General features: G+C 38.8%; 10 protein-coding genes. 8 read left to right on the top strand and 2 right to left on the bottom strand.

Annotated features, from left to right (window positions below; genetic code table 11):
- Nucleotides 1–159: 159 nt before the first annotated feature.
- Complete coding sequence (locus tag H5115_RS19510) at nt 160–765, bottom strand: TIGR04211 family SH3 domain-containing protein (RefSeq protein WP_002958928.1); 606 nt, start codon at nt 763–765, stop codon at nt 160–162.
- Between the two features lie 307 nt (nt 766–1,072).
- On the opposite strand from H5115_RS19510, the gene H5115_RS19505 reads away from it, so the two are divergent.
- From H5115_RS19505 to H5115_RS19490, 4 genes are all read left to right on the top strand, one after another.
- A complete protein-coding gene (locus tag H5115_RS19505) occupies nt 1,073–2,596 on the top strand; it encodes a CYTH and CHAD domain-containing protein (RefSeq protein WP_024596277.1) in 1,524 nt (507 codons plus the stop codon).
- Nucleotides 2,597–3,262: an START domain-containing protein gene (locus H5115_RS19500; protein WP_024604981.1), complete on the top strand. Its 666-nt coding sequence runs from the start codon at nt 2,597–2,599 to the stop codon at nt 3,260–3,262.
- Between the two features lie 87 nt (nt 3,263–3,349).
- Nucleotides 3,350–4,159, top strand: coding sequence for a phosphate/phosphite/phosphonate ABC transporter substrate-binding protein (locus tag H5115_RS19495; protein ID WP_182756904.1), 810 nt, complete (start codon nt 3,350–3,352; stop codon nt 4,157–4,159).
- Complete coding sequence (locus tag H5115_RS19490) at nt 4,146–6,377, top strand: ATP-binding protein (protein WP_182756902.1); 2,232 nt, start codon at nt 4,146–4,148, stop codon at nt 6,375–6,377. Before H5115_RS19495 ends, H5115_RS19490 begins: the two co-directional genes overlap by 14 nt.
- A gap of 39 nt (nt 6,378–6,416) precedes the next feature.
- On the opposite strand, the gene H5115_RS19485 is transcribed toward H5115_RS19490, so the two are convergent.
- Complete coding sequence (locus H5115_RS19485) at nt 6,417–7,934, bottom strand: S10 family peptidase (RefSeq protein WP_182756900.1); 1,518 nt, start codon at nt 7,932–7,934, stop codon at nt 6,417–6,419.
- A gap of 364 nt (nt 7,935–8,298) precedes the next feature.
- Between H5115_RS19485 and H5115_RS19480 the strand changes: the two genes are divergently transcribed.
- From H5115_RS19480 to mrcB, 4 genes are all read left to right on the top strand, one after another.
- A complete protein-coding gene (locus H5115_RS19480; RefSeq protein ID WP_182670815.1) occupies nt 8,299–9,522 on the top strand; it encodes a diguanylate cyclase domain-containing protein in 1,224 nt (407 codons plus the stop codon).
- Between the two features lie 211 nt (nt 9,523–9,733).
- Nucleotides 9,734–10,072, top strand: a complete 339-nt coding sequence (locus H5115_RS19475) for a P-II family nitrogen regulator (RefSeq protein ID WP_004587162.1) — start codon at nt 9,734–9,736, stop codon at nt 10,070–10,072.
- A 9-nt stretch (nt 10,073–10,081) separates the two neighbouring features.
- Nucleotides 10,082–11,311 (top strand): ammonium transporter, encoded by a 1,230-nt coding sequence (locus H5115_RS19470; RefSeq protein WP_149594178.1) that lies wholly within the window; start codon nt 10,082–10,084, stop codon nt 11,309–11,311.
- A gap of 150 nt (nt 11,312–11,461) precedes the next feature.
- Nucleotides 11,462–13,804, top strand: a complete 2,343-nt coding sequence (mrcB, locus tag H5115_RS19465) for a penicillin-binding protein 1B (RefSeq protein ID WP_182756898.1) — start codon at nt 11,462–11,464, stop codon at nt 13,802–13,804.
- Nucleotides 13,805–13,961 lie beyond the last annotated feature (157 nt).

Here is a 13,961-nt window from a genome sequence, read left to right as displayed (position 1 = left end):
AGTATGTTCGTTAATCATAATGTGCCCTCAAACAAGATTTGAAGATCTGATCATGAAATTGAGATTTAGTTCAAAAAAATCCCCGCTAATTTCTTAGCAGGGATTTGTGTATAAGAGACAGCTATAAAGCGGCTTTTTTGTATTTAGTTGGATGGAGCTTTACGCCCAACCTTCGTAGCGCTTACGACGTGACAGCACTATCGTTAATATAATACCTAAAAACAGGCCTAAAAACGCAATAGCACCACCGTAAGTAAGTAGCTGGCGTTTCTCTTTTGAGCTAGCTGCTTCTTTTTGAGTGCGCTCTTGCTCTAGCGTTGTTTTAAGCTTAGTAATTTGAGCAGATAACTGCAGATTTTGATCTGTTAAAGTTTGATTTTGTTCTTGTAGCTGTGGAAGTTCTATTTGAGCTTGGCGTAGCTTTTCTTGCATAGTGCTCATTTCGCTACTTAGTGTTTTGTACTGTTGGTGTAAGCCAGCTGTTTTAGTAATAAACTTAGTTTCTATCCAGCCTTCGCGGTCTTTATCATCTTTAATTTTTATAAAGCCGTTTTCTTCATTTGATAACAAGGTTAACTTTGTTCCAGCATCTACAGAGCCGAGTAGTCGATAATTTTTACTCGCCCCAGAGCGCATAAAAGTGTATAGATTATCGATAATATAAGCGGTGTTTGCATTCGTTGAATTTGCAGGTTGTGCTTCTTGTGCATAACTCATGAATGTGGTGGCTGTTAAAAGTAGCCCTAATAAACAATGTTTTAGCATTTATCTACCTTGTTGATCTAACTGCGTCCGTTATGAACGTGATTTTTATTTCACATAAGTAGTTAGATAGTATGGATTAAATAGATCAATAGCAAGACTGATATTGTAACCCAGTACGGTAACGCAGGAGTAGTTATCGAGTCCACTAGGTTACAAACCTCACGCTGTGATTAAATTGCCCCTAGATAGAACGAATTTAAATCCGCAAAGGTCATCAGGCCCTAAAATAAGGTTAAAAAATTTGCATTGTTAAGGCGCTTTGTTTATTTTGAGCACTTATTTATTTTAAAGGTAATCCGCAAACCGAATGGATACTGAGATAGAACTGAAATTTTTGGTATCAGATGCCGTTATTCCACTGATCCCCTCATTAATTACTCAATTTGCAAAAACGGTGAAGAATAAACCGTCTCGCAGCTTACAAAATGCATACTACGATACGCCAAGCAGAGAGCTTAGAGCGCTTGATATAGGCTTTAGAACGCGTTGTTCTGACAGCGAATGCGAGCAAACTATAAAGCTTGCAGGTGAAGTGGTAGGTGGTTTACACCAACGTCCAGAGTACAATTTACCAATTGAATCAAGCCGCCCTAATTTAATGGCGTTTGATGCTGATATTTGGCCTCATGGCATGCAAATAAGCGCCATCTCAAAAAACCTGTATCCAATATTTAGTACTAACTTTATTCGTCGTACTTGGTTAATTGAAACCGAAAGTGGCGCTAAAATTGAAGTCGTACTCGATAAAGGTGAAATTGCGGCTTCGGGTAAAATTGAAATTATTAGCGAGCTAGAAATTGAGCTTGTTGAGGGCAGTCGTAATGAGCTGTTTGCATTTGCAGATATACTAGTTAGCCAAAACTGCATACGCTTAGGTTTGTATTCTAAGGCCGCGCGTGGTTATCGACTTGCTGATGAAAAACCTTTAATGCCAAGCAAATCTATTGGTTTTGTACAATTACCAAAGTCGACTACTCAAGAGCGTGCTTTAGTTGAAGCCATGAACTTTGGTATTCGCTTTGTACAAAAGCACGAGCAGTGCTATTTCGATAAGCCAAGTTTAAAAACACTTAAACGCGTAACTGACGGCATCAGTTTAATCCGCCATACTTTTTGGCTATACGACGATATAGTATCTAAAGAAAGTACAGAGCACTTACGTACCGAACTTAAATGGTTATTAAGTGAGTTAGCGTGGGTAGAAAACGCGATTCAATTAAAAACGTACACGTCTAAACGCCATGCTTTTTATAAAAAAATTAATGCGGCGCCAGCACTTGCTCAAGTCATTGGCGACTTAAAAGAGTTACAGCCAAGCATTGACGATATAAATGCACTGTTTCACAGCGCACGTTATAATCGTTTGTTACTGTCGTTAACTACCTGGTTAATCGATAAGCAATGGCGTAAAGACTGGGGGCAAGCAGAGCTTCAAGCGGCTGAGCAAAATGTATCGTCTATTGCCAATAGGCTTTTTAATAAAGACTGGAAAAACCTGCACGAGTTGCTTCCAAAGGAGCAAACACTCGATGTCGCTTCGTATTTAAACCTGCGAACTCAGCTTGAAAATAGCCTACTGAGCGGTAACTGTTTAGGATCGTTATTTGATAAAGAAGAACGCCTAGAGTTTAGATTGCCTTGGCTTGATATTTCTCATGGTATTTATGAATTAAGTACGCTTGAGTATTTAAAGCAATTATGTGCAGGGCAAGAAGACGAACAGCTTGCTAAAATCCAGTCATGGCTTGAACAAAAGTCTGAATATTTGGTCAGTGCCATGGAGCAAAGTCGCCTTGCTTCACTTGACATAGAACCTTACTGGCAAAAATAAATGATGCGCTTTTGTAATAAAATTCAGTTGCAAAAGTGTTTATTCGTTATTTTTTTATTAGTTAGTTTTAACACTTACGCTGAGCCCATATGGCATTTGTATAAAAACAAAAATGGCGTAAGTGTGTATTATCAAAGCCACAGTGATAATACCTTTGAAGTAAAAGCGCAGATGAGCGTGAAAGGCGTATCCACCAATGAGTTTTTAGAATTACTTAGTGATACCGGTGCCGCACCCCAATGGCTCGAAAATATATCTCAGGTAAAGGTTATTAAGCACATAAGCCCATCAGAAAATTTAGTGTACAGTTATTTTAATTCCCCTTGGCCTGTTAGAGATAGAGATAGCATTACTTATTCTTGTTATTCACAGTTAACTGCAAATAAAAGCCAATTGCTTATTAGTGCTCGCCCTAATAAGCAGCCCAAAAACAATGGCGTTATAAGAATTACTACTTTAAATGCACGCTGGCTACTGAGTGAGGACAAAGGCCGCCTTGATATTGAGTACCAAGTATATGCTTTGCCTGATGGGGCAATACCTACTTGGCTAAGCAATAAGGTCGGATTGAAAAGTACTTACACCACATTTATGAACTTGCATCATATGCTCACAGATAAAAAATACACTCCAAAACTACCTGTAATCAAAGCAGGTCAATGCTAAATATCGAATATATAATAATTTAATGGTGTGTTGAGTAGTCTTTAACTACGCTTAAGCAATAATGACACGCTATTATTTGGAGAATTGATGAAGTATTTAGTGGCTATATTATGTTTGATACACAGCTCATTCTTATTAGCTCAAGAATATACCTTTGGTGTAGTGCCGCAATACGAGCCGCAAAAGCTAAATACTATTTGGCAACCTTTGTTAAAGCAAGTAAGTAAGCAAACGGGAGTAACAATAAAGCTAATTACAGTTGAGTCTATTCCTGTATTTGAAAAAGCCTTTGCTAATGGTGAGTACGACTTTGCATATATGAACCCATGGCATAGTGTTGTAGCATACGAAAAACAGGGATATTTACCACTAATAAAAGATGCAGGGCGAAAGCTGCAAGGTATTTTGCTCGTAAACAAAGACAGTGATATTGATAATTTAAGCCAACTAGAGGGCGCTGAAATAGCATTCCCTGCACCTAACGCATTAGGTGCGTCATTATTAATGAGAGCTGATTTAGCATTGTTATACGGGCTAACAATAAAGCCTGTATATGTCCAAACTCATCCATCGGTATATTTAAATGTAGCACTGCACTCAACAATGGCGGGCGGTGGTGTAATGGGCACATTTAAACAACAACCAGAAAGCTTACAAAATAAACTCAAAATTCTTTATAAAACGCGTGAAATTAGTCGCCACCCAATTGTCGCCCACCCAAGGGTTGATGCTGCAATACAGTTAAAAGTGCAACAAGCTATTTTAGATATAGGGCAAAGCCCAGAGCATAAACATTTGCTTGCAGGTATCCCAATTATTAAACCTAGTATTGCAACTTTAGCTGAGTATCAGCAGTTAACTCAGTGGGGCTTACGCTCTTTTTATGTTGAAAATTAGTGGGTTTCGTAGCCTAAGAGCACAAAGCTTTATTGTGGTATTGCTTTGTGGCTTGCTTATGGCCTGTCTTTTTATGTTTTACGCCTTACCGGAACAAGCGCGCTGGGTAAACGATGGCCTTTCAAAGGCTGCTCAGCGTTCTTTAGCGCAGTTATCGACTTCTATAACGACTCCGTTGTTAACTAGGCAATATGCAGAGCTATATGAAGAGATAGACAGTCAACTTCAAACTCGCCCTAATTGGAAAAGTATTAAAATTGTTGATGTTGATTCAAAAAACCAATTGTATCCGCTTGATAATTGGGTTGGAGCAAATGAAAACGGCGACATGCTGTTATCTCAACAGGTGGTATTTTTAGACAAACCGCTGGCTAATATTAGCTTGGTTGTTAATTTTACGAATGAAATTAACGAATCTTCAAAACTTCATTACACCTTAATATATATACAATTTATTATTTTAGTTATCGTTTTTATAGGTTTAGCTTGGCTAGTGGATTACAGGGTTACATCGCCTTTGAGGACGCTAAAACTTGGGTTTTCACGTTTAGCCAAAGGCGACTTTGATTGCCATATAGATAAACAACAACAAAATGAAGTGGGCAGTGTAATAAATGCATTTAATAATATGGTTGATGAGGTTGCGAATAACCATCAAAAATTAAATGCATTACGAATTCAAGCTGAGTCTGCAAGTAAAGCAAAGTCAGATTTTATGGCCAGTATGAGCCACGAATTAAGAACTCCATTAAATGCAATTTTAGGCTTAGCCCAGCTGTATGGATATGATGAGAGTGCTAATAAAGTACAAAAAGAAAACGCGAAAAGCATTTATCAAGCTGGAGAGCATTTACTATTACTCATAGACGATGTGCTTGATTTAACAGCTATTGAGTCGGGTAATATGCAGTTTAGTTTTTCTTATGTGCCTATTAAAAGCATATTAGAAGAGTCAGTAGAGCTTGTCACTGAGCTAATTAAAGGGCAATCAATAACACTGCAAACTCACGGTTTTGAGTCCTTAGAAGGATTGAGTATTTACATTGATCAGCGCCGCTTTAAACAAGTGATGCTTAACTTGCTTTCAAATGCGATTAAATACAACAAACTAAATGGCAGCATTAATATTAATTGTCGGGTGTTAAGTAATAAACAATGCGAAATAGATGTAATAGATACCGGATGTGGATTTTCTCCAGATGACATTTCTCGCCTATTTAAACCTTTTGACCGCTTAGGAGCTGAAACCAGTAAAGTAAATGGGACCGGTATTGGTTTAGTGATAACTAAGCAGCTGGTAGAGCGTATGCAAGGGTCTTTGAGCGCGCAGAGCGAGCAGCACAAAGGTTCTTGTTTTACGCTAAACTTTAACAGTTTTGATCAAACTGACTTGCCAGCACAAGTGCAAGCCCCTCAAATAACACAGCAAAGCTTAAATGCGGTAACGCTTCCTACGCTTGAGGTTTTAGTGGCAGAAGATCAAGTTACAAATCAGCAAGTGTTAAAACAGCAATTAACTATGCTTGGAGTGTGCTCTACTTTTGTAAGTAACGGTGAGCAAGCTTGGGAGGCCATACAAAATAAACGCTTTGATATTTTACTAACCGACATTCAAATGCCCTTACTCGATGGGTTAGGGTTAGCCAAAAAAATACGAGAAAACACTCATTTTGATGAACTGATTATAATTGCAATTACGGCCAACATTACCAAAAACAACATAGATAATTGTTATGCTTGTGGAATGAATGGCTTTTTAACAAAGCCCATTGAGCTTGTTAAATTAAAGTCGTTATTGATGGAGCATTCTCAAACTATGGTCAATACACGTTCAGAAAAATCAGATGGTGAAAATATAGCTTCAGATAGTTTTGATCAATTAGATATTACGCTACTAAAAGCAATGCTTGGTGATGATCCTAGCGTACATTGCATGGTATTTAATGCGTTTTTACAAACAGCAGGGGAGCAAATTAAATTAGCTAACGCGTATGCTAAGAGTAAAAACTATGTTGATTTAGCTTTTCAGGCTCATGCATTAAAGTCGTCTTCAAAGTCTGTGGGGGCTATTGAGTTGGCAAATATATGCCAGCAGATAGAAACACAGGCAGGGAGTGAAATAGTTAAAGGTGATTATATACAGCAGCTGGAAGAGTGCTTTAACGATGTAGTCACACAACTTAAAAGCTATTGTTTACGATATGAAAAACGCACATAAAAAATGGCTCTTAAAGAGCCATTTTTTGTTTTGGGTATATTAGTATTTAGCCGCTTGCCCTTTTTTGGGTAAAGCGTGCTGTATAAAGTCACGCAAATCGTTATTAGAGCTTTCTAAATCAGCGTGGCGAAGGTACATCATGTGTCCGCTTCTGTAGCCTTTAAAGCTCAAACGGTCTTTCATTTTACCGCTTGGGTCTAATTGCCATAACGTATATTTAGCGTCAAAGTAATTGGTTGCGCCATCAAAGAATCCTGATTGGATCATCACGTTTAAGTAAGGGTTTTGTGCCATTGCTAAACGTAGGTTTTCGCCTGTATTATTACCGGTTCTATCCCATGGATGGACATTACCAAATAAGTTATATTTTACATCAGTTTTATAGTTTAACTCTTCACGTAAGTAGTGATTAATTGCAGGAGTGAAAGAGTGTAACCAAGAGGTAAGTTCAGCCCAGTAGTCTGGGGATTCACCTGCGTCGCGTTTATCTATTCCTAAATAACGAGAATCTAAGCGACCCACAGTTTGACCACGTTCACGTAGTAGCTCTTTCCAGAAAAACTGAGTTGGAATATCTAAGTTATTTTGTTCAACAAACTTTTCTGATAAGCCTGCGTAGTGCGCCATTTTTGTAATTATGCGTCGCTTTTCATCAGCATTAATAAAACCACCTTTAGCAAGCGCTGGGATTAACTCATTTACAGTAAACAGCTCAACTTCTGGTAATAGCTCGTCTAAGTCTTTAGCTTGTAAATCGGCTTTAAGTGCTTTGTGATACCAAGCAGTTGCAGCGAAGTAAGGTAGGCGGTTGGCAGCTTTTATTGGGCCATCGCGCTTAATACCAATATCGGTAGGTGATACGAGAACAACACCGTTTATGTACATCCACTGACTGTTTTGAAGCTCATGAGCGAGTCCAGACACACGCGTTGTACCGTAGCTTTCACCAATTAAAAATTTAGGCGAGCGCCAGCGCTGGGCTCTATTTACAAAAGTATTTAACCACTCAGCAAGGTATTTAATATCGGCATTAACACCAAAAAATAGCTCTTTTTGTTTTGCTTTAGAAGGCAGTTCGCCTTTTTCGTTTTCAAGTACGCGTGAGTAGCCAGTATTTACCGGGTTTACGTAAACAATATCGGCAATATCAAGTACAGAATATGGATTGTCTTTTACGCCATAAGGTTGAATTGGATAGCCTTCGTCATCAATTTTTAATACGCGAGGGCCAGTATAAGCAAGATGCATCCATACAGAAGCCGAACCCGGCCCGCCATTAAATGAAATAAGTAATGGGCGAGCTGTCCTGTCGTCAACTTTGTCACGTGTGTAGTAGGTGTATTGTAGTGTAGCAACCGCGTCGCCTTTATCATCCCATACAGGTTGTGTGCCAGTAGCGACGGTATAACTAAAACGCTGGCCATTAATTTTAGCCTTATGTTGGGTAACTACTTTGCTGTCTACATCAATACGACGTTGGTTATCGGCAAGCGTGCTTGTACTAATTATTAATGCAATAACTGTTATCGGTAAAATGATAATACGACTAAGCTTCATTAGGTGTCCTTATTATTGTTGATACATCATTAAAGATAAAAATGAGTTAAATAACAAAAGTATTGAGACTAGTGGCCGATAATACTGGTTAAGTAAGGTATTAATACATTGAAAGACGCGTATTAATCGCTTTTATAGTTATTTTGGATTTACTTTCTTTATTTAGTTAATTGCAAAATTCAGGTATATTGCGGCCTACTTGTATTGATTTTTTATACAGGCTATCACCAAAAAAATCTAACGGATTACGCTTTCAAGCACATAAGTGCACTCGACACCGGATGTTTATGACTAATGCTATTGCAGTAATTGCGTGGTATTTGTCGTTTTGTGGTAAAACTAATTAAAGGTAAAGAGAAGCTTTATGCAAAGAGTATTAGTGGTTGAAGACAGTAAAGTAGTGCAGCAGGTACTTCGCCACTTAACTGCACAATACCTTGATGTGGCAATCGATTTTGCTTGGTCTTTAGCTGAATGTGCCACTTACGTAGAAAAATACGACTACACGCTTGCGTTAGTTGATTTAACCTTGCCAGATGCTCCTCACGGTGAAGTCGCAAAATATACTTTATCTAAAAAGATTCCTACGGTTGTTTTAACCTCAAAAATAGATGAGTACAAGCGCCAACAAATGCTTGAATTAGGTGTCGTTGATTATGTTATTAAAGATAATCGCGACTCTTACCATTACGCCGTTAAACTCGTTGCGCAATTGCTAAGAAACCAAGGTTGTAAAGCATTAGTAGCAGATGATTCATTACTGAGCCGCTCGTTAATGAAGCAAATGCTTGAAAAGCAATTGTTTGATGTGACAGATGCCCACGATGGACAACAAGCACTCGAAATATTAAAAGCTAATCCTGATATAAAGCTACTTATGACCGACTACGCTATGCCTTCTATGGATGGCTTTGAACTTGTAAAAGCGGTACGTAACTTTAGAGGCCGAGACGACTTAGCAATTATTGGCTTGTCGGGCGCGGGGAAACATGGCCTATCAGCGCGATTTATTAAATATGGCGCCAATGACTTTTTAACAAAGCCATTTATGAATGAGGAGTTTCATTGTCGAGTACTTCAAACAATGGAGCAACTATCGTTAATTTCAGATATTAAAGAAAGCGCGCATAGGGATCATTTAACAGGGCTTCATAATCGACGCTATTTTTATCAATATGCAGAAAAGCTCCTTAAAAGTAAAAACCAGAAAAATACTCTCGCATTGTTAGATATCGATTTTTTCAAAAATATTAACGATACATTAGGCCATGAGGGTGGCGATCAGGCTTTAAAGCAGGTTGGTTCATTAATCCGTACTACGTTTTCAAAGTTTACAGTTGCACGGGTTGGTGGAGAAGAGTTTGCCATAATATTACCTGAGATAGAGCTTGAACGTGGTCGTGAATACCTTGAAGCATTTAGAAAAAAGCTGGCTAGTTACGATTTTTCTATCAGCGATAAATCAATTAAAATTACTACAAGTATAGGCTTGGCAGACTTTCAAGACACTAGCTTGACGCAGGCAATGCGTGTTGCTGACAAAGCATTATACGAAGCTAAAAACCAAGGTAGAAACTGCGTGGTATAGCTCTGTTATATAAAGCTAAGCATGCAATTAATATATTGCACGCACCAATGTAGATAACTTGTTAAATTAACGCACCTAATTGGTGCGTTTTTTTTGTTATTTAGTTTCTGTTTTTCACTAACTTATTGTTTTAAAAAATATAAAAATAGTGGCACAAAGGTTGGATTGTTTAACCCAACAGGATAACAATAAAGAGTCCGAGGGGGCCGCTATGAAAATGATTAGTGCAATCATAAAACCATTTAAATTAGACGACGTGCGTGAAGCACTCGCTGATTTAGGAATTGAGGGGATGACAGTAGTTGATGTTAAAGGTTTTGGACGTCAACGAGGTCATACTGAGTTATATCGTGGTGCAGAATACCAAGTAGATTTTATTCCTAAGATCAAACTTGAAATTGCAACTCGTACTGAAAATTGTCAACGCGTTGTTGAAGCAATTACTAAAATTGCATCAACAGGTAAAATCGGTGACGGGAAAATTTTCGTGTACGACTTAGATCAAATTGTTCGTATCCGTACTGGCGAACTTGACGAAGAAGCAATTTAAGGGGGTCTCATGGAAAATACAATAATAGAACTAAAGTTTTCACTCGATACCTTCTATTTTTTAATATCAGGTATATTAGTAATGTGGATGGCAGCAGGTTTTGCCATGTTAGAAGCGGGCTTAGTTCGCTCTAAAAACACAGCTGAAATTTTAACTAAAAATGTCGCGCTGTATTCAATTGCATGTACGATGTTTTTATTAGTTGGCTACAACATTATGTATGTAGACAATGCCGAAGGTGGTTTTATCCCCTCAATAGGCGCTTTAATTGGCACACAAGCTGCTGATGCTGACCATTCTTTAGAATCTGACTTTTTCTTCCAAGTAGTATTTGTTGCAACGGCTATGTCGATTGTATCGGGTGCAGTTGCTGAGCGTATGAAACTATGGGCTTTCCTTGGCTTTGCTGTAGTACTAACTGGTTTTATTTACCCTATTGAAGGTTACTGGACATGGGGTGGTGGTTTCTTATCTGAAATGGGCTTTGTAGATTTTGCAGGTTCTGCAATTGTACATGGCGCAGGTGCAGCTGCTGCACTAGCAGGTGTATTAATCCTAGGTGCTCGTAAAGGCAAATATGGTAAAAACGGTGAAATATACCCAATTCCAGGTTCAAACTTACCACTTGCTACACTAGGTACATTTATTTTATGGATGGGTTGGTTTGGCTTTAACGGGGGTTCTCAATTACTACTTTCGGATAAAGAAAACGCAACAGCGGTAGGTCAAATATTACTTAATACTAATGCAGCTGCTGCAATGGGTGCTATTGCTGCACTGTTTGTATGTAAGGTACTTTGGGGCAAATCAGATTTAACCATGGTATTAAACGGTGCATTAGCAGGTTTAGTTGTAATTACTGCTGACCCACTTTCACCTTCTCCATTAATGGCATGTTTACTAGGTTTACTTGGTGGCTCATTAGTTGTGTTTAGCATTATAGCACTTGATAAAGTTAAGATTGACGATCCAGTAGGTGCTATCTCTGTACACGGTGTGTGTGGTGCATTAGGTATTATGTTAGTACCGCTAACCAATGGTGATGCAAGCTTTGTTAATCAGTTAATTGGCCTACTTTGTATTCTTGCCTTTGTATTTGTAGCATCATTTATTGTTTGGACAGTGCTTAACAAAACAATGGGTATACGAGTAACTGAAGAGGAAGAACTAAACGGTATGGATCAACACGATTGTGGTATTGAAGCCTACCCAGAGTTTGTTTCTGTTCGAAATAGCTAATAGTTTATTTAAATAATAGTGTGTTTACACAAAGCCCTACTTCGGTAGGGCTTTTTTTGTTTCAGGGGGGGTTAACTTTTCGGATGTTAGGGTATGTCCAATATGCTAAGCTCACACTCGTGAATAACCCTTGGAATAAATTACACTTAAATGGCCGACAATAAAAAAACACCTACCAGCAAACCCGCAGCTAAACGTGCAAGTAAATCGTCAAGCACGACAAAAAAAAGCACATCTAAGGGCAGTAAAAAAACAGTGAAGCCCACTGCCAAACGCTCTTTTATGAGAAAAACATGGTCAGTGTTCTGGAAATTCAGCTTGGCTGTTTTTATTGCAATGGCAATGTATTTCATTTATCTAGATTCAAAAACAACACGTATATTTGAAGGTAATAAATGGCAACTTCCAGCACAAGTGTATGCTCGTTCTATGGAGTTTTATCCGGGGCAATTTTTATCTAGCCAAGAAGTTGTGTTTGAGTTAGAGCGTTTACATTATTCATCTGTTAATAGATTAAGCAGAACAGGGCAGTTTGTTAAAACAGCAGATAGCATCAAAATTTATCGCCGTGATTTTGAATTTTATGATGGTCTTGAAGAATCACATATTATTGAACTTCGTTTTGCAGGGCAAAAAGTTGCGACCATTAAAGATAAGTTCGGCAGGCGTTTAAACTCTGCTCGCTTAGAACCTGTGCAAATAGCGCGAATTGGCAACGACTCTAAACAAGATAGAGAATTTGTACCGCTAGATAAGTTCCCAGCCATGCTTAAAGATACGCTACTGGTGGTTGAAGACCGTGATTTTTATGAGCACCATGGTGTGTCGGTGTTTTCTATTTTACGTGCGCTTTATTCAAATATTAAAGCGGGACGCACCGTTCAAGGTGGCAGTACACTTACTCAGCAATTAGCTAAAAATATTTACCTCACGCGTGAGCGTTCTTTAGTACGAAAAATAAATGAGGCCTTTATTGCCCTTATTTTAGATTATCGCTACTCAAAAGATCAGATATTAGAAGCTTACTTAAATGAGGTATATCTAGGGCAGTCATACAACCAAGGTATCCATGGTATGGGGCTTGCCTCTGACTTTTACTTTTCAAAGCCTGTAGACGAGCTTGAGTACGATCAAATTGCTCTGCTGGTGGCAATGGTTAAAGGCCCATCTTATTACAACCCACGTCGTTATAAAGAGCGCACAATGGAGCGTAGGGACTTAGTGCTGCGTTTAATGGTCGAAAATAAGTTACTTAGCACAAAAGAGTACCGTGCATCGCTTAATCGCCCAATTGATATTGCGCCAATGAAAGCCAGTTTACAAAAATCATACCCAGGCTATTTAGAGCTAGTAAACAGAGAGTTAAATGAATTATTACCTGATCAGCAAACACTTGATGCAGGCGTAAGAGTATTTACTTATTTTGACTTGCAAAAGCAAACAGCAATGGAAGAGTCGATTGAAAAGAGCTTACCGTATTTGGAAAATCGCCCCAGAACCGAAAAGCTAGAAGCAGCCATGATCTCTGTTAATGTTGAAAAAGGCGGTGTATCTGCACTTGTTGCTGGTCGTGATGTTCGCTATTCAGGGTTTAACCGTGTTTTAGACACAAAGCGTAATATTGGCTCGCTGGTAAAGCCTGCCGTGTATTTAACTGCACTGCAATTACCGCATTATAATTTAGCTACACTGCTTGATGACTCACCAGTACAGGTCACAAACGAGCAAGGCAAAGTGTGGCAACCAGAAAATTTTGACCACCAATACCGTGGTGCAATTCCTTTGTATAAAGCATTTAGTAACAGTATAAATATCCCTGCGGTTAATTTAGGTCTTGATGTAGGTGTTGATAAGGTAGTTAACACACTAAAAGGTTTAGGCGCCACTGGGGCGATAGACGAATACCCATCGCTGCTTTTAGGGGCTGTTGAAATGTCGAGTTTTGAAGTTGCTCAGCTTTATACAACAATTGCTGCAGATGGCGAATATAAAAAGCTTACTGCAATTTCGGCATTAACTGATTCGGTTGGTAAAGTACTTTATAAGCATAAAGTAAATGCAGAAGCTCGTTTTGATAAATCTGCAATGTATATGACTAAATACGCGATGAAACGCGTAACGAAAGACGGCACTGCTAAACGCTTAAATTTACACTTCCCATCAATCCAACTAGCAGGTAAAACAGGCACTAGTAATGATTTACGTGATAGCTGGTTTGCAGGCTTTGATCAAAATACAGTGACGGTAGCTTGGCTTGGTCGAGACGACAACAAAAGCACTGGTTTAACAGGCAGCGTAGGCGCATTAGAAGCGTATATTCGTTACTTAAAGCCGCTTAACCCACAAGCAATAGCTGATACGCGTCCACCATCAATACGCTGGGCATTTGTAAATGAGCAAACGGGTAAGCAGGCACCACCAGGATGTGGCAAAGTGATTCAGCTTCCGCTTAGAGCGAGTGAGTTTGAACCAAGACCACAATGTATTCGTTAATTTAAGATTACTTTAAACAACAAAGCCGCTTATTTAGCTGTCTCTTGATCACAAGTCTGACTCAAGAGATTTTGCTAAATCGTAGCCTTCCAGGATGGCTTGTAACTTAAGCCATCCTTGCCATAACACTTTCACAGATGCACGCCCTGTGCGCTTG

Source organism: Pseudoalteromonas sp. SR44-2, from assembly GCF_014163745.1.
GTDB classification, from domain to species: domain Bacteria; phylum Pseudomonadota; class Gammaproteobacteria; order Enterobacterales; family Alteromonadaceae; genus Pseudoalteromonas; species Pseudoalteromonas distincta.
Note: the sequence above shows the minus strand (reverse complement) of the source record. Positions and strands in the feature narration are given on the sequence as shown.